The sequence below is a fragment of the Saccharopolyspora rosea genome (assembly GCF_025643595.1).
In the GTDB taxonomy this organism is placed as follows: domain Bacteria; phylum Actinomycetota; class Actinomycetes; order Mycobacteriales; family Pseudonocardiaceae; genus Saccharopolyspora; species Saccharopolyspora rosea.
This window is the reverse complement of sequence record NZ_CP102826.1, coordinates 4,777,487-4,801,988: the sequence shown is the minus strand read 5'-3', so window position 1 is coordinate 4,801,988 and position 24,502 is coordinate 4,777,487. Positions and strand designations below refer to the sequence as shown.

The following is a 24,502-nucleotide window of genomic DNA, read 5'->3' as shown; positions in this document are numbered from 1 at the left end:
GGTGCAGGACCCCGGGAGCGGAAGGGGGCGAAGCAGCGGACGGCGGCCGAGGAGCGGCCGGTGGCCCGCGTGCTCGTCGACGTGCCGCTGCCGGTGCACCTGGACCGCCCCTTCGACTACCTGGTGCCCGACCGGCTCGACGCCGACGCGGTGCCCGGCTGCCGGGTGCGCGTGCGGTTCCGGGGCAAGCTCGTGGACGGCTACCTGCTGGAGCGCGTGGACACCTCGGACTTCCAGGGGCGGCTGTCCTGGGTGGAGCGGGTCCCCTCGCCGGAACCGGTGCTGACCCCGTCGTTGCTGGAGATGGCGCGGGCGGTCGCCGACCGCTACGGCGGCATGCTCGCCGACGTCGTCCGGCTGGCGGTACCGCCCCGGCACGCCGGGGCGGAGAAGTCGGCGCCGACCGACCCGGGGCCGCCGCCGGAACGCCCCGCGGCCGACGGCTGGGCGCGCTACCGGCACGGATCGTCGTTCGTGGACGCGGTGCACGAGGGCCGGGCGGCGCGGGCGGTCTGGCAGGCGTTGCCGGGCGAGGACTGGCCGGAGCGGCTCGCGGAGGCGGTGGCCGTCGCGGCGTCCGCCGGGCGGGGCGCGCTGGTCGTCGTCCCCGACCACCGCGACCTGCAACGGCTGCATGCCGCGTGCGCGCGACTGCTCGGCGAGTCGGGCGTCGTCGCGCTGGCCGCCGAACTCGCGCCCGCCGAGCGCTACCGCCGCTGGCTGGCGGTGCTGCGCGGCGCGGTGCGCGTGGTCGTCGGCACCCGGGCCGCGATGTTCGCGCCGGTGCACCACCTCGGCCTGGCCGTGGTGTGGGACGACGGCGACGAGCTGCACAACTACCCGCAGGTGCCGTACCCGCACGCGCGCGACGTGCTCACCCTGCGCGCGCACGCGGCCGGTGCGGCGCTGGTCGTCGGCGGTTTCGCCCGCACCGCCGAGGCCGCGTTGCTGGTCGAGTCCGGGTACGCGCACGAGCTCGTCGCGCCGCGCGCGGACGTGCGGTCCGCCGCGCCCCGCGTCACCGCGATCGGCGAGGACGACTCGCAGCTGGCGCGCGACCCGGCGGCGCGTGCCGCGCGGCTGCCGTCGGTGGCGTTCCAGGCCGCCCGCGCCGCGCTCGGTGCGGGCGCGCCGGTGCTCGTGCAGGTGCCGCGGCGCGGCTACGTGCCCGCTCTCGCCTGCGGCGACTGCCGCGAGCGGGCGCGCTGCCGGCGGTGCGCCGGTCCGCTGGCGCTGCCGGGAGGCGGCGAGGGCGGGGCGCCGAAGCCGGCCGCGTGCCGGTGGTGCGGCGCGACCGAGGCCGCGTTCCGCTGCCCGAACTGCGGGTCCCGGCGGTTGCGCGCCGTGGCGGTCGGGGCGGGCCGCACCTGGAAACTCGGTCGCGCGTTCAGCGGCGTCCCGGTGCGCACCTCCGGCGGCGGCGACGATGCTGGCGACCGTTCCCGCCGGACCCGCGCTGGTGGTGTGCACTCCAGGGGCCGGAGCCGGTCGCCGGGGGCAGCTACAGCGCGGCCCTGCTGCTGGACGGCCGCACCCTGCTGGGGCGAGGAACTGCGCGCCGCCGAGACCGCGCTGCGCCTGTGGTTCGCCGCCTGCGTGGTCCGCCCGGCGAGCGAGGGCGGCCGCGTGGTCGTGATGGCCGAGTCGTGCTACGGCGGTGCAGGCCCTGGTGCGCTGCTGGACCAGCCACCTGGTACGCGGCGCTGGAACTGGCCGAACGCGCCGAGCACTCCGGCTTCCCGCCCGCCCGGCGGGTGGCCGCCGTGGACGGAACCCCGGACGCGATCGAGTCCCTGCTGGACTCCGCGGATCTGCCCGCCACTGCCGAGGTCCTGGGCCGGTGCCGTTGGGCAAGGTCGACGAAGACAGCAACGCCGAACGAAGACGCCTCATCGTCCCCGTCGACCGCAACGAGGGCCGAGCCCTCGCGCACTCCTGCACCACGCCCAGGCGGTCCGGGGCGCCCGCAGGCGACCGAACTCAGGTCGGCTCGATCCCCGGAGATGCTCTGAGTTCTGCGCACGCGCGGAAAACCGGTGGCCCGGATGCCGGTCGGGGGTGGTGGAATCGCCGGGTCGGCGTCGAGAGGGGCTGTGGTGGGTCCACCTGGAGACCGAGCGGTTGGTGTTGCGCGAGTTCGAGGCGGGTGACCTCGACGAACTCGTCGCGTTGCACAGCAATCCGGACGTGATGCAGTACCTCCAGCGCGGCGAGGCGGCCAGTGCCGCGCAGAGCGATCGAAGAACGAGATCATGCCCTACTACCTGGAGTTCTACCGGCAGGCGCGGATTCGGCTACTGGGCGGCGATGTCCGACCAGGACGCAGCCGGTTTCCTGGGCTGGTTCCTGTTCCGGCCGCCGGAGTCCCCCGACACGGCGGGCATCGAACTCGGCTACCGGCTGCACAAGCGCCTGGGGCAAGGAGTACGCGACCGAGGGCTCGATCGCCCTGCTGCGCAGGGGTTCGCCGAACAGGGCGTGACCCGGGTGTTCGCCCAGACGATGGCGGTCAACCGGGGATCGCGGCGGGTGATCGGCCGGGCTGCCGACGTGGGCACCTTCACCGAATACCCGGACGGGCCGATCCCCGGCGCCGAGCACGGCGAGGTCGAGTACGCGGTGACCCGCGAAGAGTGGCTGGCTCGGTACCGGTAGAGGCGTGCGCCGACCGCGGGCGGACGGTGCGGTGCGCACGCTCGCCGGGGCGGAGTCCGGTTCGGGTCCCCGTCGGAGGTGTAGCGGCAGGCCGGGTCGGCGGCGAGCTTGTCGAGCCAGGCCGTGGAGCCGTACTGCGCGTCCTGACCGGCCAGGCCCTGGGAGCGGATGCGGGGGACGTTGGCCGGGTCGAAATCGGCCGACCACGGCGACGACGCCGGGTTGGAGCCGACGAGCATGACGCTGTCGTAGTGGTAGGTCACCCGTCCGCGGAGCCGTTCGAGGCCAGCGCCGGATCCTGCGGTGCACGCCCAACGGGAGGGCCGCGCGAGCGCACCGGGACCCCGGGCAGCGCGTCGTTGATGATCCGCTGCATCCCGGCGATCTCGTGCTGGGCCTCGGCGGCGGACAGGTGGCGCAGGTTGGGGTGGCTGAGCGTGTGGTCACCGATCTCGAAGAAGCCGTGCTGGTGCAACCAGGTGAGGGAGCGTCGCGGTCGGCTCGCCGAACGGCGGGTCGAACACGTAGAGCGTCGCGACCAGGCGGAATCAGGATGTTCCGGCGGCCACGTCCAGCAGCATGCGGATCGCGGTGCCCAGTGCCCGCGTTCCCCGAAACCGTCCATTGTGAACTGACTGGTGGACCCGTCGTCGAAGGTCAGCACCACCGGGTGTTTGCCCGCCGGGATGTCGATGTGCCCGGTGGCGTAGTCGGTGGCGGTCACCGGGACGTAGTCCTCGGCGGCGAGGCGCTCCAGCTCGGCGCGGAAGTCCTGCGGTGTCCGGTCGTAGACGCTGGTGGGCGTCGGGGTGATCCGGTGGTACATCAGCACCTGGGACCTCGCCGAGTTCGTTGGCGCCGACGGCCTTCGGGTCCGGTGGCGGTGGGGGGCGGGCGGTGGCGCGGGGACGACCGCCGCGTTCGGCTGGTGGGGTGGTGGACCGGCGCAGGAGGCCGCACCGAGGACCGCGAGCGCCGCGACGACGCCCGTGAGCTGGAGTCGTGGCAGGAACCGCATTCTTCCCCACGGTAGCGGTGCCAACGCCGTCGGGATACTCCAACCGGCTAATTGATCTCACGCTCTCCGACTGCGACTCTGGATCGACCGGTCGTTGTTCGGCCGCGCCGAAAATTCGTGCAGCCGCGCGAGTTCGCCCGAGTCGGGGGAGGCGAAAGCGATGACGGACGCTGCACCACTGACCCGCGTCAAGGCGGTGCTCGGCGAGATCCCCGGTCCGTCCTGGTCGGGTTGGGGACCGTCGTCGTGCTGGTGCTCGGATACTTCCTGCTGCGCAATCTGTCCACCGAGGACGTCGACATCCAGGGTTGCCGGAACGTCCGGTCATCGCCGCCGCGGTCTCCGCCGTCCGGGTCCGCACCGCCGCGGACGACGCGCGGGTGCTGGTGGACGGCCGTCCGGTGCGGACCGCGGGTCGGGACGGGGCGCTGCTGATCGGCCCGCCGGGTCTGCGGGACGGCAGGCACGAGCTCCAGGTCGAGGTGCCCTCCTGGCTCGGCACCGGAACCACCACCCGCGAGTTCATTGTGGACAGCACGCCGCCGGTGTTGCAGGTGGACGACTCGCTGCGTCCGAGCGGGCCGAACAAACCGGTCACCGTGACCGGGAAGGCCGAGGGCGCGACGAGCGTCACCGTGGCGGGCAAACCGGTCACGCCCAACGCGCAGGGCGGGTTCTCGGCGGTCGTCGACCGCCCGGAGCGGGAGGTTCCGGTGGTGGCCACCGACGCCGCCGGGAACCGCACCGAGAAGGTCATGACCGTCCACATCAGACACCCCGGGATGCGCGGGGTGCACATGACCGGGCTGGCCTGGACCAGCGACGCGTTGCGCGAACCCGTGCTCCAGCTGGCCAGGGAAGGCAAGATCGACACCGTCGAGCTGGACCTCAAGGACGAGGACGGCGAGGTCACCTACGACTCGGCGGTCCCGCTGGCCCGCGAGATCGGGGCGGTCAAGGGCTACTACAACGCGCGCCAGGTCCTGGACCAGCTGCACCACATGGGCGTGCGGGTGGTCGGACGGCTGGTCGCCTTCAAGGACCCGATCCTGGCCGAGGCGTCGTGCGCGGCGGCCACCCCGAACGCGTCGTGCAGACCTCCGACGGGCAGCCGTGGGCAGGCGGCTACGGCAAGTTCCCGTTCACCAACTTCGCCGATCCCGTGGTGCGGCGGTACAACATCGACATCGCGGCGGAGGCCGCCGGGCTCGGCTTCGACGACGTGCTCTACGACTACGTGCGCCGTCCGGACGGCGACATCCACAAGATGCGGCTGCCGGAGCTGACCACCACCCCGGAGGTCGGGATCGCCGACTTCCTCCGCGACACCCAGCACGAGGTGCGCTCGCCGCGGCGCGCTGCTGGGCGCGTCGGTGTTCGGCATCTCCGTGGACCGGCCCACCCAGATCGCCCAGGACGTCCGCCAGATGTCGCAGTGGGTCGACTACATCTCGCCGATGGTCTACCCGTCGCACTGGGCGCCCGGCGAACTCGGCGTGCCCAACCCGAACGGCCAGCCGTACGAGATCGTGCGCCGGTCGCTGGCCGCGTTCGCGCAGGCGGTGGCCGGAACGGACGTGCAGATCATCCCGTGGTTGCAGGACTTCAGCCTCGGCGTCTCCTACGGTCCGGCGGAGGTCAGCGCGCAGATCGGCGCCGCCCGCGACGACGGCATGACCTCGTTCCTGCTCTGGGACCCCGCCTGCCGGTACCACGACCAAGCGCTCGCCCCACGGGGGTGACGCGCAGTAGTACCGGTGACGCCGAGTGGGTGATCGCGCACATCGTGTTGAACCCGAAGCGGTGAGTGGGCAGAGTGTGCGGCGTCGCACAACGCTGGGAGGTGGCGATGCCCGCGAGGACGGTTCGGGCCGCGGTCGGAGCGCTGGCGTCGATGCTGCTCGTCGCTCCGGCGGTCCAGGCGGCACCGGGGCTCCCGCCGCGCGAGACGCCGAAGCAGGCCGAGGCGGTCGGCTACGGCGGCGCGGTGTCGAGCGTGGACCCCGACGCCACCCGGGCCGGGATCGAGGTGCTGCGCCAGGGCGGCACGGCCGCCGACGCGGCGGTGGCGGTCGCCGCGGCGCTCGGCGTCACCGAGCCGTACTCGGCCGGCATCGGCGGGGCGGCTACTTCGTGCACTACGACGCCCGCACGGGCAAGGTCGAGACGATCGACGGCCGGGAGACGGCGCCGAACTCGGCCCGCGAGGACCTGTTCGTCGAGAACGGCAAGCCGATCCCGTTCGACGAGGCCGTCACCAGCGGCCGGTCCGTGGGCGTGCCCGGTACGCCGATGACCTGGCAGGCCGCGCTGGACAAGTGGGGGAACAAGAACCTCGGCGACGTGCTGCGCCCGGCCGAGCGGCTGGCCCGGCAGGGCTTCGTCGTCGACCGCACCTTCCACGACCAGACCGCGCAGAACCAGCAGCGGTTCAGCGCGTTCCCGGCGACCCGCGAGCTGTTCCTGCCCGGCGGCAAACCGCCGGAGGTCGGCAGCGTGCTGCGCAACCCCGACCTCGCCGACACCTACCGCGCCCTCGGCGCGCGGGGCATCGACGCGCTCTACCACGGCGACCTCGGCGCGGACGTCGTCCGGACGGTCAACCAGCCGCCGGTCGACCCGGCCGCGCACCGCAACGTCCGGCCCGGCGGCATGACCACCGGCGACCTCGGTGCTTACCGCACCGTCGACCGGGCCCCGACCCGCGTCGGCTACCGGGGCCTGGACGTCTACGGCATGGCGCCGTCCAGCTCCGGCGGCACGACCGTCGGCGAGGCGCTGAACATCCTGGGGCGCACCGATCTCGGGCACGCCGACTCCACCCAGTACCTGCACCGGTTCCTGGAGGCGAGCAAGCTCTCCTTCGCCGATCGCAACCGCTGGGTGGGCGACCCGGCGTTCTCCGACGCCGACCCGGCAGCTGCTCAGCCAGCGCTTCGCCGACTCCCGGGCGTGCCTGGTCCACGACGACGCGGTGCTGCCCGCCCCGGTCGCGCCCGGCGACCCCCGGAACCCGCGGGACTGCGGGCAGGCCGGCAAGGCCGCGGCCCCGCCGTACGAGGGGCCCAACACCACGCACCTGACGGTCGCCGACGCGCGCGGCGACATCGTCTCGTACACGCTGACGATCGAGCAGACGGGCGGCAGCGGCATCGTCGTGCCGCACCGCGGGTTCCTGCTCAACAACGAGCTGACCGACTTCTCCTTCACCCCGGTCACGCCCGGGCAGCCGGACCCGAACCTGCCCGGTCCCGGCAAGCGGCCGCGCAGCTCGATCAGCCCGGTCATGGTCTTCCGGGACGGCAGGCCGTGGTTCGCCGCGGGCAGCCCCGGCGGGGCCACCATCATCACCACCGTGCTGCAGGTGCTCACCGGCCGCATCGACCGCGGACTGTCCCTTGTGGACGCCATCGCGGCGCCGCGGGCATCGCAGCGCAACGCCGCGCGGACCGAGGCGGAACAGGGCTTCCTGGCGCAACCCGAGGCGGACAAGCTGCGCGCCCTCGGGCACCGGTTCGCCACCAGCGACGAGATCGGTGCCGCCACCGGCGTCGAACGCCTCCCGGACGGGCGCTGGATCGCGGCCGCCGAACGCCAGCGGCGCGGCGGCGGGTCGGCCGAGGTGGTCCTGCCGGCGGGTTGACGGTCGGGCTCCCGCCCACGGCGGTCGGGGTGCGGCGCCGACTAGACTCGTCGGGTCGCACCGTCCGCCGCCTACCTCCAGGGAGCTCGTCTTGACCGTCCAGCCGATCAGACTCTTCGGGGACCCCGTGCTGCGCACCCGGGCCGACGAGGTGGTCGACTTCGACAAGGAGCTGCGCACCCTGGTCCAGGACCTCTGGGACACCATGGAGGACCAGGGCGGGGCCGGACTGGCCGCGCCGCAGCTGGGGGTGGGCCTGCGGGTGTTCACCTACCACTGCGACGGGTTCGCCGGGCACCTGGTGAACCCGACCTGGACAGCCGTGGGCGACGACGACCAGCTCGGGCCGGAGGGGTGCCTGTCGATCCCCGGCATGTCCTGGGACTGCCTGCGCAAGCGGCACGTGGTCGCGCGCGGCTGGAACATGCACGGCGAGCCGGTCGAGGTCGAGGGCACCGACCTGCTGGCCCGTTGCCTCCAGCACGAGACCGACCACCTCGACGGCGTGCTGTTCGTCGACCGGCTCGACGAACAGACCCGCAAGGCCGCGCTGCGCGAGATCCGCGGCGCGGACTGGTTCGACGGCGCGGCCCCGGTCATCAAGCAGAACCCGCATCCGCTGTTCGGGGGGCGCTGACATGCGAGTCGTCTTCGCCGGGACGCCGGCTCCCGCCGTTCCCGCGCTGCGCGCGCTGATCGCTTCCGAGCGCCACCAGGTCGCGGCCGTGGTGACCAGGCCGGACGCGCCCGCCGGGCGCGGGCGCAAGCTGCTCCGCTCGCCCGTCGGTGCGGTCGCCGACGAGCACGGCATCGAGGTGCTCACCCCGGCGCGCGCCGCGGACCCGGAGTTCCTGCGGCGGTTGCGCGAGCTGGAACCCGACTGCTGCCCGGTGGTGGCCTACGGGGCGCTGCTGAAGCCGGAGGCGCTGGCGATCCCCCGGTTCGGCTGGATCAACCTGCACTTCTCGGTGCTGCCCGCGTGGCGCGGCGCGGCGCCGGTGCAGGCGGCGATCAAGCACGGCGACGAGATCACCGGTGCCTCGACGTTCCGGATCGTGCCCGAGCTGGACGCCGGGCCGGTGTACGGCGTGGTCACCGAGCAGGTGCGGGCCACCGACACCGCCGGGGACCTGCTCGACCGGCTGTCGGTGTCGGGTGCCGAGTTGCTGGTCGCCACGCTCGACGGGGTCGAGGACGGCACGCTGCGCGCCGAGGAGCAGCCCGCCGACGGCGTCAGCTACGCGCCGAAGGTCGAGGTCGAGGACGCGCGGGTGGACTTCACCGCGCCCGCGGTCGCGGTCGACCGGCTGGTCCGGTCGGTGACGCTCGAGCCGGGGGCGGGCGGAGTTCCGCGGGGAGCGGTTCAAACTCGGGCCGATCTCGGTGGTGGCCGACCGCACCGCCGCGCCGGGCGAGCTCGTGGTGGAACGGCGCCGGGTGCTGGTCGGCACCGGTACCTCGGCGGTCGAGCTGGGCGAGGTGCAGGCCGCGGGCAAGAAGCGGATGGCCGCGACCGACTGGGCCCGCGGCACGCGCATCGAGCAGGGGGAACGGCTGAAGTGAACGAACGACGTCGCACGCCCTCCCGGCCGCCGGGTCGCCCGCCGCGCCGCAAAACCGAACCCGCGCCCGGTCGACGTCGACCCGGCGCGCCAGGCCGCGCTGGACACGCTGCGCGCGGTCCGCGAGCGCGACGCCTACGCCAACCTGGTGCTGCCCGGACTGCTCGCGCAGCGCCGCATCACCGGCCGCGACGCGGGGCTGGCCACCGAGCTGGCCTACGGCGCCTGCCGCGCGCAGGGACTGCTGGACGCCGTGGTCGCCGAGTGCAGCAACCGGCCGCTGTCCGAAGTGGACCCCAAGTTGCTCGACGCGCTGCGGCTCGGCGTCTACCAGTTGCTGCGCACCAGGATTCCCGCGCACGCGGCCGTCGCATCCACTGTGGACATCGCGCGGTGGAGGCGGGTCGAAGCTGGCCGGGTTCGCCAACGCCGTGCTGCGCCGGGCCGGTGAGCTCGACGAGCAGCAGTGGATCGACCGGATCGCGCCCGACCCGGCGACCGACCCGGTCGGCCACCTCGCGATGCGGCACGCCCACCCGAAGTGGATCGCCCGGGCCTTCGCCGACGCGCTCGGGTCCGAAGGCGACGACCTGGCCGCCGCGCTGGCCGCCGACGACGCCCGACCCGCCGTGCACCTGACCGCCCGCCCGGGGAGATCACCGCCGACGAACTCGCCGCGATCACCGGCGGCGACCCGGCGCCCTACTCGCCGTACGGCGTGCACCTGGACGCGGCGCCGGGGACCCCGGCGACCTGGAGCCGGTGCAGGAGGGCTTCGCCAGCGTCCAGGACGAGGGCAGCCAACTGGTGTCGCTGGCGCTGACCCGCGTCGAGCTCGACGGGCCCGACCAGCGCTGGCTCGACCTGTGCGCCGGGCCGGGCGGCAAGGCCGGTCTGCTCGGGGCGCTGGTGACCCTCGACGGCGGCCGGCTCGACGCCGTCGAGCAGGCCCCGCACCGCGCCGACCTGGTGCGGCGGGTCACCGAGGGGCTGTCGGTGTCGGTGCACGTCGCCGACGGGCGCGATCCTGGCCTGGAACCCGGTTACGACCGGGTGCTCGTCGACGCCCGTGCACCGGGCTGGGCGCACTGCGCCGGCGCCTGGAGGCGCGCTGGCGGCGTCGCCCGTCCGACGTCGGCGACCTCACCAAACTTCAGCGGGAACTCCTGCTCTCCGCGGTCGGGCTGACCCGGCCGGGCGGTGTGGTGGCCTACGTCGTGGGGCTCCCCGCACCTGGCCGAGACCGAGGGCGTCGTCTCCGACGTGCTGCGCCGCACCGGGGCCACCCAGCTCGACGCCCGGCCCCACTTCCCCGGGGTCCCCGACCTCGGGGACGGGTCCGGGGGTGCAGCTGTGGCCGCACCGGCACGGCACCGACGCCATGTTCTGCGCCCTGTTGAAGGTGGCGTAGGAGAAGTTTCGGAAGTGCGGTGCGCGGCGGTGCCGGTGGCGAGACCGCTCGCCGGAGGAGAAAGCGCTGCCGCCGCCCGTGGAACAGTGCGTAGCCGGGAAGAGGAGGCGCCGTGTCCGAAGTGGACTTCCAGCGGTGGCTGGCGGTGGCCGTGGCACAGGCCCGGGCGGGGCTGGCCGAGGGCGGGATCCCGATCGGCGCGGCGCTGGTCGGTCCCGGCGGGCGGGTGCTCGGGCGCGGCCACAACCGGCGCGTGCAGGACGGCGACCCGTCCGCCCACGGGGAGACCGCCGCGTTCCGCGCCGCCGGGCGGCAGCGTCCTACGCCGGGACGACCATGGTCACCCACGCTGTCGCCGTGCTGGTACTGCAGCGGCCTGGTGCGCCAGTTCGGCATCGGGCGGGTCGTCATCGGGGAGGCCCGCAACTTCCACGGCGGCCACGACTGGCTCGCCGAGCACGGCGTCGAGGTCGTCGTCCTGGACGACCCGGAATGCGTCCGGATGATGGCCGATTTCATCGAGCGCAACCCGCGGCTGTGGTACGAGGACATCGGTTCGAGCTGATCACGCGACCCGCCGCCGCACCGCGTGGCCGACCAGGCCGAGAGCAGCCAGCCCGCCGCCACGGCCAACGCCAGCGCGGACTCGCGGTGACCAGCACCACCACCGCGATCGCGGCGCCGACCACGGGCACGACGAGGGTGACCGCGCGGCGGTCGCGACCGGAGACCGCGAAGTACCCGATCACCGAGGCGTGCAGCAGCACGAAGGCGGTCAGCGCGCCCACGGTCACCATCGACGACAGCGTCTCCAGGCCGTTGTCGGACGCCGCCGCCCACACCGACACGACCAGCGTCACCCCGGCCGCCAGCAGCGTCGCGTTGCGCGGCACGCGCGAGCGCGCGTCGACCTGCGCCAGCGCGGCGGGCAGCTGGCCGTCGCGCGCCATGCCGTAGAGCAGTCGGCTCACCGCGGCCTGGGCGACCATCGCCGAGAACGCCGGGGCCACCGACTTCACCGCCGTCACCGCCACCGACAGCCAGCCGCCGATCGACGCCCGCAGCACGTCGTAGAACGCCGAGTCCTGCGCGGACGGGTCGGCCGCGAGCTGTGCCGACGGCACCGGGTCCAGCAGCGCCGCCAGGTAGGTCTGCGCCACGAACAGCACACCGCTCAGCGCCAGGCAGAACAGCAGGGCCTGGCCCACCTGCCGCGGCGATCCGGTGTTCTCCTCGGCGAACGAGGCGATCGCGTCGAACCCGAGGAACGACAGCACCGCCACCGACACCGCGCCGAGCACCGCCGTCGGCGTGCCGACCAGCGGCGACAGCCACGGCCGGTGCGCACCCCCGGCCAGCAGCACCACCACGGCCGCGACGACGAACACCGCGAGCAGCACGACCTCCACCGCCAGCACGACCGTGCCGACGAGGGCCGCCACCTTCACCCCGGTCAGGTTCAGCGCCGTGACGACCGCGATGGCCACGGCCGTGGCCAGCCACACCGGGACCTGCGGCAGCAGCGAGTGCGCCGCGATGCCGACGAACAGCGCCGCCACGCTCGGGATGAACAGGTAGTCCAGCATGATCATCCACCCGGCGACGAACCCGGGCGCGCGCCCCAGCCCGGCCGAGGCGTAGGCGAACACCGACCCCGCCCGCGGCACCGCCGCGGACATCCGCGCGTACGACCAGGCGGTGAAGCCCATCGCGGCGGTGGCGATCACGTACACCAGGGCGAGGGCACCGCCGCTGCGGGCGTCGAGCACCCCGAACACGCCGACGGGGGCCAGCGGCCCGATGAACAGCAGTCCGGACACGACGAGATCGCGCGGTGACAGGCTGCGCCGCAGGGTGGTGGTCATGGCCTCGATCCAGCTGGGAACAATTCGGTCTCGGCGTCGGTTGACCATGCGCGAGGAGCGCAGGGCGCGACGGTCACAGCACATCAACATCAGGCGGTGCGCATGTCATCCACCCCGGTCGAAGTGACCCGGACCGGTAACCACACGTTCACGGCGACCAACCCGCGCGGCGGCAGGGTCGAGATCGGGCGCGAGGACGCGCCCGACGCCTTCACCCCCGGCGAGCTGCTGCTCGCCGCGATCGCCGCCTGCTCCGCGGTCACCGGGGAGAACCTGGTCACCCGGCGGCTCGGCGAGGACGCCGCGATCACCGTGCACGCCGACCGCAGCAAGGCCCCGGAGGACCCGCACCGGTTCTCCTCGGTGCAGGTGTCCTTCGACGCCGCCCTCGCGGAGATCGACGACGAGGCCGAGCGCGACAAGCTCGTCGAAGCCCTGCAGCGCGCCATCGGCAAGTACTGCACGGTCAGCCGCTCCGTCGAGGAGGGCACCCCCGTCAACCTCGGGCTCCGCTGACCCCCCTGTGCGGCGTCGCTGAGGGAAACTCAGACTCAGAGCCTGTCTTTGAACTCGTTTTGAGTGGCGGTGCCGGTGGCGGAACCTCAGCGGCCCGCCCGTCACCCGACCACCACCCCCCAACGAGGCGCTGACGCGCCACAGCCACACCGGCTCCGGGAGCCCCTCCTGATGTATGCCCAATACACGGCGGAGGGGCTGTCCTCGCGAGACGGCCGCTGAGAACCCGCGGCGGTGCAAGTTGCTTGCGTACTCACCGACAGAGAAAGCGGCTGGCGCCGCTTGCCACGACCCTTCCGCAAGCAGGTTCAAAGACAGGCACTCAGGCGCCGAAGCCCGCTCCTCACCGGAGCCGAGTCCGGGCTCGTCCGAACGGGTGAGCACCGGACTCGGGGCGCGTCGTAAGGTGCTCCCGCGCGCCCGCAGGGGCGCGGTCGTGACGCGGGAGGGGCACGTGGACCAGGACATCGAACCGGCGCAGCAGGCCGGCCTCCGCCGGGACCTCAGCTCCCGGCAGGTCGGCATGATCGCGATCGGCGGGGCGATCGGCACCGGGCTGTTCCTCGGCTCCGGGCTGGCCATCTCCATCGCCGGACCGGCGGTGATCCTCGCCTACGCGGTCGCCGCGTTCGCCGCCCTGGCACTGGCCTACGCGCTGGCCGAGATGGTCGTGGTGCACCCGGAGGCCGGTGGGTTCGGCCCGATCGCGCAGCGCTACCTCGGCGGGCTGGCCGGTTTCGTGCAGCGCTGGATGTACTGGGCCGCGCAGGTGGTCAACATCGGCAGCGAGGTGGTGGCCGCCGGGCTGTACGTCCGGTTCTGGTACCCGGAGCTGCCGCTGTGGGTGCCGGTCGTGGTGTTCTCGGTCGTGATGCTCGCGGTCAACGCGGCGGCGGTGCGCTACTTCGGCGAGTTCGAGTACTGGTTCGCCATGATCAAGGTCGTCACGGTCGTGGTGTTCGTGCTGCTCGGCGTGGTCTACATGGTGTTCGGCCTGCCGGGCAGGGCGCCCGCCGGTGTCGGCGCGCTCACCGAGCACGGCGGGTTCGTGCCCAACGGGCTCGGCGCGGTGTGGCTGGCGCTGACCGTGGTGACGTTCTCCTACCTGGGCACCGAAGCGGTCGCGGTGACCGCCTCGAATCGCGCGACCCCGGTCGCGACGTCCCGCGCGCCGCGCGCGGCATGGTGCTGCGGCTCGCGCTGTTCTACGTCCTCGGCATGCTCGTGGTGGTCTCGATCCTGCCGTGGAACCAGGTCTCGACCTCCGAGGAGGTCACCGAGAGCCCGTTCGTGCGGCTGTTCGCGACCGCGGGCATCCCGGCCGCAGCGGGGATCATGAACTTCGTCGTGCTCACCGCCGCGCTCTCGGCGATGAACACCAACCTCTACGTCACCGCGCGCATGACCTACTCGCTGGCGCAGGACGGCTACGCGCCGAAGTGGTTCACCGGCCTGAGCCGCAACGGCGCGCCGCGCCGCGCGCTCGCGCTGTCGGCTGCCGGACTGGCGCTGGCCGCGGCGATCTCCGCGCTGTCGCCGGAGGCGGCGTTCCCGATGCTGCTGGGGTTGGCCCTGTTCGGGGCCCTGGTGACGTGGTTGATCATCTTCGCCAGCCAGCTGGCGTTCCGCCGCAAGCGGGCCGAGCGGGACTGCCCCCGTCGCCGGTGCGCCTGCCGGGCGCCCCGGTCACCACGGTGCTGGCGATGGTGTTCGTGGTGGCGGTGCTGCTGACCACGCCGTTCACCGAGCAGTTCGACACCGCGTGGAAGGCGGGCGTGCCGTTCCTGCTCGTCCTGTGCGTCGTGTACTACCTGGTGCGCCGCTCCCGCGCCCGCGCGGACGGGTGAACCGGTCGGGGATTTACACTCCCGCATGTGTCGAACCAGCCGCTGATCGCACCGTCCATCCTCTCCGCCGACTTCGCCCGCCTCGCCGACGAGATCGCCGCCGTCGACGGCGAACCGGGCAGGCGCGCGGACTGGCTGCACGTGGACGTGATGGACGCCCACTTCGTGCCCAACCTGACCCTCGGGCTCCCGGTGGTCGAGTCGCTGCTGAAGGTGACCGACATCCCGGTCGACTGCCACCTCATGATCGAGGACCCGGACCGCTGGGCCATCGGTTACGCCGAGGCGGGTTCCTACAACGTGACCGTGCACGTGGAGGCCGCGAAGGACCCGATCGCGCTGGCGAAGAACCTCCGCTCGGCGGGCGCGAAGGCCGGTCTGTCGATCAAGCCGGGCACCCCGCTGGAGCCCTACGTCGACGTGCTCAAGCACTACGACACGCTGCTGGTCATGTCGGTCGAGCCCGGCTTCGGCGGCCAGAAGTTCATCGCGGACGTGCTGGACAAGGTGCGCAAGGCGCGCGAGATGGTCGACACCGGACACCTGAACCTGGTCGTGGAGATCGACGGCGGCATCAACGCCGACACCATCGAGCAGGCCGCCGAGGCCGGGGTGGACTGCTTCGTCGCGGGTTCGGCGGTCTACGGCGCCGAGGACCCGTCGCGCGCCGTGGAGGCGCTGCGCGCGACGGCGGCTCCCGCGTTCGCCGGGGCGCACGCGCACTACTGATAGGGAGGCGGTCGTGGACGACGACGTGCTGCTGGCCGCGATGCGCTCCGCGATCGCGGTCAGTGAGCGCGTCCGCGGCACGACCAGCCCGAACCCGCCCGTGGGGTGCGTGGTCCTGGACGCCGCGGGCGAGGTCGCCGGGGTCGGCGCGACGCAGCCGCCCGGGGGCCCGCACGCCGAGGTGGTGGCGCTGCGCGGGCGGGCGAGCGCGCCGCGGGCGGCACCGCCGTGGTGACGCTGGAGCCCTGCGCGCACACCGGGCGCACCCCGCCGTGCACCGACGCGCTGCGCGCCGCCGGGGTGGCCCGCGTCGTGCACGCCGCGTCCGACCCGACGCCGCAGGCCGCGGGTGGCGGCGAGGTGCTGCGCGCCGCGGGCGTCGCCGTCCGCTCCGGCCTGCTGGCCGAGGAGGTCGAGCAGGGGCCGCTGCGGGCGTGGCTGCACTTCGCCCGCACCGGCCGCCCGCACGTGACGTGGAAGTACGCGGCCACGCTGGACGGGCGCTCGGCCGCGGTCGACGGCACCAGCAAGTGGATCAGCTCCGCGCCGTCGCGCGCCGAAGTGCACCGGCTGCGCGCCCGGGTCGACGCGATCGTCGCGGGCACCGGCACCGTCCTCGCCGACGACCCGCACCTGACCGCCCGCGACGAGGACGGCCGCCTGCTGGACCGGCAGCCGCTGCGCGTCGTGGTCGGCGATCGCCCGCTCCCGCCCGGGGCGCGGGTGCTCGACGACGCGGCCGAGACGCTGCTGCTGCCGGGCGGTGACCCGGCGGCGGTGCTGGACGCGCTGGCCGCGCGCGGCGCGGTCGACGTGCTCCTGGAGGGCGGGCCGCGGCTGGCCGGGGCGTTCGTCGCCGCCGGGTGCGTGCACCGCGTGCTGGCCTACATCGCGCCGATGCTGCTCGGTTCCGGCCCGACCGCGCTGGGTGAGGCGGGCGTGGCGAGCATCTCGCAGGCATGGCGGTGGCGGATCGAACGGACGACGATGAGTGGCCCGGACGTCCGGGTCAGCGCCGTGCCCATCGGGCGCGGCTGACGACGACCGATGACGCCGCCGCGGTGGTTCGGCGGCCATCACCGGAGTGCAGCGGCGGCCGAGGCCGCGCGGAGAAGGAGGCAGCAGGTGTTCACCGGGATCGTCGAGGAGCTCGGCACCGTCGAGGCGGTCGAACCGCTGGCCGACGGCGGTCGGCTGACCATCTCCGGACCGGTGGTCACCGCCGACGCCCGGCACGGCGACTCCATCGCGGTCAACGGCGTGTGCCTGACCGTGGTCGAGGTCGGCGAGGGGCGGTTCACCGTGGACGTGGTGTCCGAGACGCTGCGCCGCTCGTCGCTGAAGGGCGTCGCGCCGGGGGAGAAGGTGAACCTGGAGCGCGCCATGGCGCTCGGCGACCGCCTCGGCGGGCACATCGTGCAGGGCCACGTCGACGGCACCGCGGTGCTGCGCGCCACCGAACCGGACGGGCTGACCCGCTTCGAGATCCCCGAGCGGCTGTCCCGCTACCTGGTGGAGAAGGGGTCGATCACCGTCGACGGCGTGTCGCTGACCGTGGTCGAGGCGGGTGACCGGGAGTTCAGCGTCGCCCTCATCCCGACCACCAAGCAGCTCACCACGCTCGGCGTCCGCCAACCCGGTGATGAGGTGAACATCGAGGTGGATGTGCTGGCCAAGCACCTGGAACGGCTCGCCCGACCCCAGCTGGACGGCCTCGCCCGTGGTGAGTAGCGCCGTTCGGGGGACAATGGTGATGACAGGCGGTGCAACCCGATCGGGTGACCGGGTGCGGAGGAAGTGGGTAGGGCCACGGTGAGCACGAACAGGTTCGACGACATCGAGCGCGCATTGGCCGACATCGAGGCCGGCCGCCCGGTGATCGTGGTCGACGACGAGGACCGCGAGAACGAAGGCGACATGATCTTCGCCGCGGAGAAGGCCACGCCCGAGCTGGTGGCGTTCATGGTGCGCTACACGTCCGGCTACGTGTGCGTGGCGCTGACCGGCGAGGACTGCGACCGGCTCGACCTGCCGCCGATGTACCACTGGAACCAGGACCGCAAGGGCACCGCCTACACGGTCACCGTCGACGCCGCGGACGGCGTGACCACCGGCATCTCCGCCGCCGACCGGGCCCGCACGCTGCGCGTGCTCGCCGACGCCGAGGCCACCGCCAAGGACCTGACCCGGCCCGGCCACGTGGTGCCGCTGCGCGCCCGCGACGGCGGCGTGCTGCGCCGCCCCGGGCACACCGAGGCCGCCGTGGACCTGGCCCGGCTGGCCGGGCTGCGGCCGGTCGGCGCGCTGTGCGAGGTGGTCAGCCAGAAGTCCGAGGGCGACATGGCCCGCCGCGACGAGCTGGAGGTCTTCGCCCGCGAGCACGAGCTGGCGCTGATCACCATCGCCGACCTCATCGCATACCGCCGCCGCTTCGAGAAGCAGGTGGTGCGGGTCGCCGAGGCCCGCATCCCGACCGCGCACGGCACGTTCCGCACCATCGGCTACGACAGCACCATCGACGGCATCGAGCACCTGGCCCTGGTCTACGGCGAGATCGGCGACGGCGAGGACATCCTGGTGCGGGTGCACTCCGAGTGCCTGACCGGCGACGTGCTCGGGTCGCTGCGCTGCGACTGCGGCCCGCAGCTGGACGCCGCGCTGGCCAAGGTCGCCGAAACCGGGCGCGGCATCGTGCTCTACATGCGCGGTCACGAGGGTCGCGGCATCGGCCTGATGCACAAGCTGCAGGCGTACCAGCTGCAGGACAGCGGCGCGGACACCGTGGACGCCAACGTCGCGCTGGGCATGCCGGTCGACGGCCGCGACTACGGGCAGGGCGCGCAGATCCTCTGCGACCTGGGCGTGAAGTCGATGCGGCTGCTGACCAACAACCCGGCCAAGCGGGTGGGGCTGGAGGGCTACGGCCTCAAGATCGTCGACCGGGTGCCGCTGCCCATCCGGCCCAACCCGGAGAACATCCACTACCTGCGGACCAAGCGCGACCGCATGGGGCACGTGCTGGACAATCTCGACGACGGCGAGGACTCGTCGATCAGCGGTGAGACGGGAGTGACGGCATGAGTGGTGCGGGTCGGCCGCGGATCAGCGTGCCCAAGGCCGGTGAGCTGCGGCTGGGCATCGCCGCGATCCGGTGGCACGAGCGCTTGGTCGAGCAGATGCTGTCCCGCGCGCTGGCAGCGGCCAAGGAGGCGGGCATCGCCGAGCCGACCGTGGTGCGCGTGCCGGGCTCGATCGAGCTGCCGGTGGTCTGCCAGCAGCTGGCGCACCAGCACGACGCGGTCGTCGCCCTCGGCGTGGTCGTCCGCGGCGGCACCCCGCACTTCGACTACGTGTGCGACTCGGTCACCCAGGGCCTGACCCGGGTGGCGCTGGACGAGTCCACCGCGATCGGCAACGGCGTGCTGACCTGCGACACCGAGCAGCAGGCGGTGGACCGGGCCGGTTTCGACGACTCGGTGGAGGACAAGGGCTTCGAGGCGGTCGCGGCGGCGTTGGAGACCGCGCTGGTGCTGCGCGACCTGCGCGGCTGGGACGGTGAGCGAGGTTTCCTGTGAGCGCGCACGACGACGTTGAGGTGCGGCCCCGCAAGGTCCGCAAGGTCGTGATCCCGGTCGCGATCGTGCTGGTCGTGGTCTTCGCGCTGGCGGGGACGCTGCTGCGCAACACCCCGACCGGAGCCTTCTTCCGGGTCTCCGACCAGATCTCGATGGGCGTGCTCGGCCTGCTGCTGGCCTGCGGCGTGCTGCTGCTGGCCCGGCCCCGGCTGCGCGCCGACGCCGACGGCATCGAGGTCCGCAACATCATCGGCACCCACCGCTACCCGTGGTCGCTGGTCGAGGCGGTGAGCTTCCCGGACGGCGCGCCGTGGGCCCGCCTCGAACTCCCCGAGGACGAGTACGTGCCGATCATGGCGATCCAGGCCACCGACGGGGACCACGCGGTGCTGGCGATGCGCCGCCTCCGCGAGGTCCGCCGCCACGCCGAACACCCGGAGAACTCCTGAGTCCCGGTCTGTGAACCTGCTCCCGGAAGGGGCGTGGCAAGCGGCGAGGCTACCGCTCGGGCGCGGAACCCAACCGGATTGTCCACATCGGACTTTAGTGGAGGTCGTGGTGGACGACGTCGCGTTCGCCGAGCACGTCGCCGACCGGCTCGCCGGGCTGCCCGCGGTCGAGGCGGTGGGCCTCGGCGGCTCGCGCGCCCAGGGGACGCACCGCGCGGACAGCGACTGGGATTTCGCCGTCTACTACCGGGGCGAGTTCGATCCCGCGCACCTGCGCGACCTCGGCTGGCCCGGGGAGGTCTCCGGGATCGGCGAGTGGGGCGGGGTTTTCAACGGCGGCGCGTGGCTGCGCATCGACGACCGCCCGGTGGACGTGCACTACCGCGATCTCGACGACGTCGAGTTCCGGGTGGCCGAGGCCCGGGCGGGCCGCTTCGAGTGGCAGCCGCTGCTGTTCCACCTCGCCGGCATCCCGACCTACCTGGTGGTGGCCGAACTCGCGCTCAACGAGGTCGTGCGCGGCGAGCTGCCGAGGCCGGAATTCCCCGCAGCGCTGCGGGAATCCGCCCCGCCGGTGTGGTGGCGCCAGGCATCGCTCGGGTTCGCCTACGCCCGCGCCAACCACGCCGCGCGCGGTCGGCTGACCGAGACGGCGGGTGCGGTGGCGCAGGCGGCCTGCCAGGCCGCGCACGCGGTGCTCGCCGCGCGCGGCGAGTGGGTCACCAACGAGAAGCGGTTGCTGGCGCGGGCCGGCCTGCGCGAGGTGGACGGCATCCTCGCCGAGCTGGCCGCCGATCCGGAGTCGCTGGTCGCCGCGGTGGACGCAGCCCGTGCGCGGTGCGCCGCGGCCGTCGGCGCGGCGGCGCCGGACGTCGCGGACCGCTGACGGCGGCCCGGCGAGCAGGCGGGGACGAGATCCCCTGGTAGGCCACTCGAACCGGACGGGACCGCACCCCGGCGTGGTGCTCCTCCCGCGCAACGACGGCCGACGACCGAGCACAGTGGACCGTGTGGTGGGCCCGCGGGGTTCAGGAACGGGGCGGACGGCGCCCGCGGAGGCGGCGACGAGCAGCGCCAGCGCGGCCGGGACGGCCAGGCCGACGGTGAGGCCGAAGGACTGGGTGACCAGGCCGATGACCACCGGTCCCGCCAGCAGGCCCCCGTAGCCGAGGGTGCTGACCTGGGCGAGGTCCCGGGCGCTGCGGCTCGGGTCGCGGCTGCCCGCCGCGTTGAACACCTGCGGGATGATGCACGACAGCCCGACGCCGAACAGGCCGAACCCGATGATCGCCGCCACCTCCTGGTGCACCAGCAGCGCCGCCCCGAGGCCCACGCCCGCGATCAGCCCGCACCCGCGCACCAGCGCGACCGGGCCGAACCGGGACACCAGCCGGTCGCCGAGGAACCGGAACGTCGCCATCGCGGCGGAGAACACCGCGTAGCCGACGGCCGCCACCGCCGGTCCGCTGTCGAGCACGTCGCTGAGGTACAGCGGTGACCAGTCCGCCATGGAACCCTCGCCGAGCGAGCAGAAGAACGCCAGCACGCCGAGGAACACGATCGCCCCGGGCACCCCGCGCCCACCCCGGGCCTGCGGCCCGGAGCGCACGTGCTCGGACTCCACCAGGGCGCGGCGAGCCACCACCAGCAGCACCCCGGTCACCGCGGCGACGACCGCGAAGTGCGTCCCGACCCCGATGCCGAGGTGCGCGGCGAGCGCGCCCGCCCCGGCGCCGAGCAGTCCGCCGACGCTGAACATCGCGTGGAACGTGCTCACGATCGGGCGCCCGTAGCGCCGCTGCACCAGCAGCGCCTGGGCGTTCATCGACACGTCGACCGTGCCGTGCCCGGCGCCGAACGCCAGCAGTCCGGCCAGCAGCACCGGCAAGCTCCCGGCGAAGCCGGGCACGAGCAGGCTCGCGGCCAGCAGAACGCCGGCGGGACCCATGACGCGTTCGCTGCCGAACCGGTCGGCGAGCCGCCCGGCGACCTGCATCGCCAGCACCGAACCCGCCGCCACCGAGAACAGCGCCAGCGTCACCTGGCCGTCGTCGAGCCCCAGGTCCCGCTTGATCTCGGGGATCCGCGCCGTCCACGTCGCCAGGCCGGCGCCGGTGAGCGCGAAGTACACCGTCACGGCCCACCGGGCCCGCCGCGGGGTCCGCGTTCCGACGAGTTCAGACAACCCGGACCTCCACTCCGGCCGCGGTCAGCCGCGACAGCTCCTCCGACGGCGCGCTCGCGTCGGTCACCACCACGTCCAGCCCGGTGATCGGACCGACGAACCCGAGCCCGGTGCGGGCGAACTTGGCGCCGTGGCACACCGCGATCGTGCGCTGCGCGGCCGCCACCGCCGCCTGCTTGACGGGCACCTCGTCGAGGTCGTGCGCGGTGACGCCGTCCTCCGCGGACAACCCGCACACGCCCAGCACCGCCGTGTCCACCCGCAGCGCCCGCAGCGACGTCTCGGCCAGGTGCCCGACGAACGACAGCTCGCCGGGGTGGTGCGCCCGCCGGGCATGAGCAGTTCGACGTCGGGACCGGTGCTCAGCGCGTTCGCGGTGTGCAGGTCCAGCGGGACGGCGGTGATCCGCCGGTGCGCCAGCAGCTCCGCGACCCGCAGCGTCGTGGTCCCACCGTCGACGATCACCGACTCGCCGTCGGTGACGAGCCGGTCGACCTCGGCCGCCAGCCGCCGCTTCACCTCGTCGGCCTCCCGCTCGCGCACCGCGAACGGTGCCGACCGGCCGCGCAGCAGGCTGACCGCGCCGCCCCGGACCCGGCGCAGCACGCCCTGCTCGGCGAGCTGGTCGAGGTCGCGGCGGATCGTCATCTCCGACGAGAGCGTCGCCTCGGCGAGCTCGGCGACGGTGACCCGCTCCGCCTCCCGGAGCCGCTCGATGATCACCAGTGCCCGTTCCGAACTCTCCACGAGTGCTATCGAACAAGATTCTTGTTCGATGAGCAAGGTGATGAACACCAGTCCTGGTAGAGGCCGACGCGGTGCGCCTCGCCCGGTGGGGGACAATGGAGTCGAGGACGGCGCAGGTTGGAGGAATGACGTGAGCGTGGCCCAGGAGCGCAACCTTCGGTTGGTGCGGGACGTCCCGAGCGAGCCCGGCATCCGGCTCGGTGACATCAGGCTCCGCAACCGCCTGGTCACCTCGTCCAGCCTGCTCGGCTACGGCGTGGCCAACGCCAAGCTGGTGCCCTACGGCATGAGCCCGATCTCGCAGTTCGTGCCGCTGGAGCGGTTCGGCGCGATCACCACCCGCACCCTCACCGTCGAGCCCCGCGAAGGCCACTTCACCACCCGCGACGTGTGGCCGTTGCGCGAGCTGCCCGCACTGCTCAAGCGCTACGGGCAGGCGCTGCGGCAGGTCGACGGCGGCTGGCTGAACGCCTTCGGCTGGTGCAACGTCGGCATCGACGCGTACCTGCGCGACTACTACCCGCGCACCCGCGGGCAGAACACCATCATCTCGGTCGGCGGGTTCTCCGCCGAGGACTTCGTCACCCTCGTCGACCGGATCAACGCTGCGGTGCCCGGCGGGGAGATCGCCGCGGTCGAGTTCAACGTCTCCTGCCACAACGTGAACTTCGACTTCAACCGGATCATCGAGTCGGTGCTGGCCGAGGCGGTGCGCGCAGCAACCACCCGGTGATCCTCAAGCTGTCGCCGGACTACGACTACCTCGGCCACGCCCGGCTCGCCGCCGAGCACGGCGTGTCCGCGCTGACCGCGATCAACACCGTCAAGGGCCTGCGGCTGGACCCGGAGACCGGCGAACCGCTGCTGAAGAACGGCTTCGGCGGCCTGTCCGGGCGCGCCATCAAGCCGATCGGCCTGCGGGTCGTCAAGGAACTGCGGGACGCGGGCGTGACGCTGCCGATCATCGCCACCGGCGGCATCCGCACCTTCGACGACTGCCGCGAGTACTTCTGGGCGGGCGCCGACGCGGTGAGCCTGGGCAGCGCCAGCTGGTTCGCCAGCTACCCGGGCTACGCGCTGTCGCCGCTGCACGCCGCCCGCATCCGGGGGCTGCTGCGCCGCATCGAGGGCTACCAGCCCCCCGCGCGTCCTGCGCGCTGACCCGCCACGACGCCCCTCCCGCGTGGTAGGAAGTGATCGAGACCACGGGGAGGGAGACATCGTGTCCGGATACGGCTCCTTCGGCAGCAGCCTGCGCGACCTGCCGCGGTTGCGGCGCACCCGCCGCGGCCGGGTGTCCAGTTGGGACCGCAGCGGCGGCAACGTCGACAACATCCGGGTGCACCCCGGCGAGACCGCCGAGCTCGCCGACATCGCGGGACCCGGCGTGATCACCCACATCTGGTGCACGGTCGCCGTCGACGACCTCGGGCACCGGTCCGAGGTGGAGGGCGACTACCTGCGACGGCTCGTGCTGCGGATCACCTGGGACGACTCCCCGCACCCGAACGTCCTGGTGCCGCTGGGCGACTTCTTCGGCATGGGCCACGGGCGCAGCGCCAACTTCGTGTCCGCGCCGCTGCAGATGAGCCCCCAGGACGGCAAGGGCTTCAACTGCTGGTTCGCGATGCCCTTCGCCACCCGCGCCCGGTTCGAGCTCATCAGCGAGATGAGCATCAAACCCGTGATCTTCTACTACTACGTCGACTACGAGAGCTACGACGAACCCGACCCGGAACTGGGCTACTTCCACGCGCAGTGGCGGCGGCAGAACCCCACCGACGGCGTCGACCAGGGCGACGAGAGCAACGACGAGTTCCTGCTCGGCGGCACCAACCTGGACGGCGCGGGCAACTACGTCCTGCTGGAGGCCGAGGGGCGCGGCCACTACGTCGGCTCGGTGCTCAACGTGCACAACCTGCGCCACACCAGCGACTGGAACTGGTACGGCGAAGGCGACGACATGATCTTCATCGACGGCGAACCCTGGCCGCCCGCCTGCACGGCACCGGCACCGAGGACTACTTCAACACCGCGTGGTGCCCCAGCCAGCCGTACCAGGCGCCCTACCACGGCATCACCATGCCCGGCGGCCCCAACTGGAGCGGTCAGGTCTCCTACTACCGCTTCCACGTCGAGGACCCCGTCGTGTTCGACCGCTCCATCCGCGTGACGATCGAACACGGCCACGCCAACAAGCGCTCGGACGACGTCTCCGGTCGCCTACTGGTACCAGACCCTGCCGTCGCTGCCGTTCGACCTCGCCCCGGTCGACCAGCGGCTGCCGAGGGCGTTGTGAG

General features: G+C 73.3%; 16 protein-coding genes and 11 pseudogenes. 23 read left to right on the top strand and 4 right to left on the bottom strand.

Translation table 11 applies throughout. From position 1 onward, the window contains the following. Window positions 1–60 precede the first annotated feature (60 nt). Window positions 61–1,998: pseudogene (locus NV263_RS22240) on the top strand (primosomal protein N'); the annotation flags it as partial. Window positions 1,999–2,058: 60 nt separating this feature from the next. Next, a complete protein-coding gene (locus tag NV263_RS30745; RefSeq protein WP_263248554.1) occupies window positions 2,059–2,655 on the top strand; it encodes a GNAT family N-acetyltransferase in 597 nt (198 codons plus the stop codon). 259 nt (window positions 2,656–2,914) lie between these two features. On the opposite strand, the gene NV263_RS22230 is transcribed toward NV263_RS30745, so the two are convergent. After that, window positions 2,915–3,481 (bottom strand): polysaccharide deacetylase family protein, encoded by a 567-nt coding sequence (locus NV263_RS22230; protein WP_263254306.1) that lies wholly within the window; start codon window positions 3,479–3,481, stop codon window positions 2,915–2,917. Between the two features lie 947 nt (window positions 3,482–4,428). Between NV263_RS22230 and NV263_RS22225 the strand changes: the two are divergent. The 8 genes and pseudogenes from NV263_RS22225 to NV263_RS22190 all read left to right on the top strand — a co-directional run. Then, a pseudogene (locus tag NV263_RS22225) lies at window positions 4,429–4,692 on the top strand (putative glycoside hydrolase); the annotation flags it as partial. A gap of 44 nt (window positions 4,693–4,736) precedes the next feature. Next, window positions 4,737–4,961 (top strand): annotated as a pseudogene (locus NV263_RS22220) (putative glycoside hydrolase); the annotation flags it as partial. Window positions 4,962–5,046: 85 nt separating this feature from the next. Beyond that, on the top strand, window positions 5,047–5,415 hold the full coding sequence (locus NV263_RS22215) for a putative glycoside hydrolase (RefSeq protein WP_263248553.1): 369 nt from the start codon (window positions 5,047–5,049) through the stop codon (window positions 5,413–5,415). 107 nt (window positions 5,416–5,522) lie between these two features. After that, window positions 5,523–7,316: pseudogene (ggt, locus tag NV263_RS22210) on the top strand (gamma-glutamyltransferase). Window positions 7,317–7,407: 91 nt separating this feature from the next. After that, complete coding sequence (gene def / locus NV263_RS22205; RefSeq protein WP_263248552.1) at window positions 7,408–7,953, top strand: peptide deformylase; 546 nt, start codon at window positions 7,408–7,410, stop codon at window positions 7,951–7,953. 1 nt (window position 7,954) lies between these two features. Then, a pseudogene (gene fmt, locus NV263_RS22200) lies at window positions 7,955–8,879 on the top strand (methionyl-tRNA formyltransferase). Beyond that, a pseudogene (locus tag NV263_RS22195) lies at window positions 8,876–10,289 on the top strand (RsmB/NOP family class I SAM-dependent RNA methyltransferase). Before fmt ends, NV263_RS22195 begins: the two co-directional pseudogenes overlap by 4 nt. Before the next feature lie 112 nt (window positions 10,290–10,401). Further along, the gene (locus tag NV263_RS22190) at window positions 10,402–10,854 is read left to right on the top strand and encodes a nucleoside deaminase (protein ID WP_263248551.1); all 453 of its coding nucleotides are present in this window, start codon (window positions 10,402–10,404) and stop codon (window positions 10,852–10,854) included. On the opposite strand, the gene NV263_RS22185 is transcribed toward NV263_RS22190, so the two are convergent. Continuing rightward, window positions 10,805–12,154 carry an APC family permease gene (locus NV263_RS22185; protein WP_263248550.1) on the bottom strand — a complete coding sequence of 450 codons (1,350 nt, stop codon included), beginning with the start codon at window positions 12,152–12,154 and terminating at the stop codon, window positions 10,805–10,807. The genes NV263_RS22190 and NV263_RS22185 overlap by 50 nt on opposite strands. Before the next feature lie 102 nt (window positions 12,155–12,256). On the opposite strand from NV263_RS22185, the gene NV263_RS22180 reads away from it, so the two are divergent. The 10 genes and pseudogenes from NV263_RS22180 to NV263_RS22130 all read left to right on the top strand — a co-directional run bounded on the left by NV263_RS22180 (window position 12,257) and on the right by NV263_RS22130 (window position 20,156). After that, entirely contained in the window at window positions 12,257–12,670 is a 414-nt protein-coding gene (locus NV263_RS22180; RefSeq protein ID WP_263248549.1) for an OsmC family protein, read from the top strand. Window positions 12,671–12,845: 175 nt separating this feature from the next. Continuing rightward, window positions 12,846–14,267 (top strand): annotated as a pseudogene (locus tag NV263_RS30600) (amino acid permease); the annotation flags it as partial. 67 nt (window positions 14,268–14,334) lie between these two features. Then, complete coding sequence (locus NV263_RS22165; protein ID WP_397545605.1) at window positions 14,335–14,517, top strand: hypothetical protein; 183 nt, start codon at window positions 14,335–14,337, stop codon at window positions 14,515–14,517. Between the two features lie 42 nt (window positions 14,518–14,559). Next, window positions 14,560–15,246 (top strand): ribulose-phosphate 3-epimerase, encoded by a 687-nt coding sequence (rpe, locus tag NV263_RS22160; RefSeq protein WP_263254304.1) that lies wholly within the window; start codon window positions 14,560–14,562, stop codon window positions 15,244–15,246. 40 nt (window positions 15,247–15,286) lie between these two features. After that, a pseudogene (gene ribD, locus NV263_RS22155) lies at window positions 15,287–16,284 on the top strand (bifunctional diaminohydroxyphosphoribosylaminopyrimidine deaminase/5-amino-6-(5-phosphoribosylamino)uracil reductase RibD). A gap of 87 nt (window positions 16,285–16,371) precedes the next feature. Continuing rightward, window positions 16,372–16,977 (top strand): riboflavin synthase, encoded by a 606-nt coding sequence (locus tag NV263_RS22150; protein WP_263248546.1) that lies wholly within the window; start codon window positions 16,372–16,374, stop codon window positions 16,975–16,977. 81 nt (window positions 16,978–17,058) lie between these two features. Next, a complete protein-coding gene (locus tag NV263_RS22145; RefSeq protein WP_263248545.1) occupies window positions 17,059–18,327 on the top strand; it encodes a bifunctional 3,4-dihydroxy-2-butanone-4-phosphate synthase/GTP cyclohydrolase II in 1,269 nt (422 codons plus the stop codon). Continuing rightward, the gene (gene ribH, locus NV263_RS22140; RefSeq protein WP_263248544.1) at window positions 18,324–18,821 is read left to right on the top strand and encodes a 6,7-dimethyl-8-ribityllumazine synthase; all 498 of its coding nucleotides are present in this window, start codon (window positions 18,324–18,326) and stop codon (window positions 18,819–18,821) included. Before NV263_RS22145 ends, ribH begins: the two co-directional genes overlap by 4 nt. Then, complete coding sequence (locus NV263_RS22135; RefSeq protein WP_263248543.1) at window positions 18,818–19,270, top strand: PH domain-containing protein; 453 nt, start codon at window positions 18,818–18,820, stop codon at window positions 19,268–19,270. The genes ribH and NV263_RS22135 overlap by 4 nt, the downstream gene beginning before the upstream one ends. Window positions 19,271–19,379: 109 nt before the next feature. Continuing rightward, window positions 19,380–20,156: a nucleotidyltransferase domain-containing protein gene (locus NV263_RS22130; RefSeq protein ID WP_263254302.1), complete on the top strand. Its 777-nt coding sequence runs from the start codon at window positions 19,380–19,382 to the stop codon at window positions 20,154–20,156. 333 nt (window positions 20,157–20,489) lie between these two features. Here NV263_RS22130 and NV263_RS22125 read toward each other — a convergent pair. Both NV263_RS22125 and NV263_RS22120 read right to left on the bottom strand, forming a co-directional pair. Beyond that, window positions 20,490–21,401, bottom strand: a pseudogene (locus NV263_RS22125) (MFS transporter); the annotation flags it as partial. Window positions 21,402–21,447: 46 nt separating this feature from the next. Next, a pseudogene (locus NV263_RS22120) lies at window positions 21,448–22,394 on the bottom strand (DeoR/GlpR family DNA-binding transcription regulator). Here NV263_RS22120 and NV263_RS22115 point away from each other — a divergent pair. The 3 genes and pseudogenes from NV263_RS22115 (at window position 22,333) to NV263_RS22105 (ending at window position 24,501) form a co-directional block, all read left to right on the top strand. Next, the gene (locus tag NV263_RS22115) at window positions 22,333–22,935 is read left to right on the top strand and encodes a beta/alpha barrel domain-containing protein (protein WP_263248542.1); all 603 of its coding nucleotides are present in this window, start codon (window positions 22,333–22,335) and stop codon (window positions 22,933–22,935) included. The pseudogene NV263_RS22120 and the gene NV263_RS22115 overlap by 62 nt on opposite strands. Further along, window positions 22,932–23,363 carry a beta/alpha barrel domain-containing protein gene (locus NV263_RS22110; RefSeq protein WP_263248541.1) on the top strand — a complete coding sequence of 144 codons (432 nt, stop codon included), beginning with the start codon at window positions 22,932–22,934 and terminating at the stop codon, window positions 23,361–23,363. Before NV263_RS22115 ends, NV263_RS22110 begins: the two co-directional genes overlap by 4 nt. A 61-nt stretch (window positions 23,364–23,424) precedes the next feature. Then, window positions 23,425–24,501, top strand: a pseudogene (locus NV263_RS22105) (glycoside hydrolase family 172 protein). Window position 24,502 lies beyond the last annotated feature (1 nt).

Coding starts and splice junctions, on each gene's coding strand:
- ribH (WP_263248544.1), top strand. CDS start 18,324: ATGAGTGGTGCGGGTCGGCCGCGGATCAGCGTGCCCAAGGCCGGTGAG.
- NV263_RS22230 (WP_263254306.1), bottom strand. CDS start 3,481: ATGTACCACCGGATCACCCCGACGCCCACCAGCGTCTACGACCGGACA.
- NV263_RS22185 (WP_263248550.1), bottom strand. CDS start 12,154: ATGACCACCACCCTGCGGCGCAGCCTGTCACCGCGCGATCTCGTCGTG.
- NV263_RS22180 (WP_263248549.1), top strand. CDS start 12,257: ATGTCATCCACCCCGGTCGAAGTGACCCGGACCGGTAACCACACGTTC.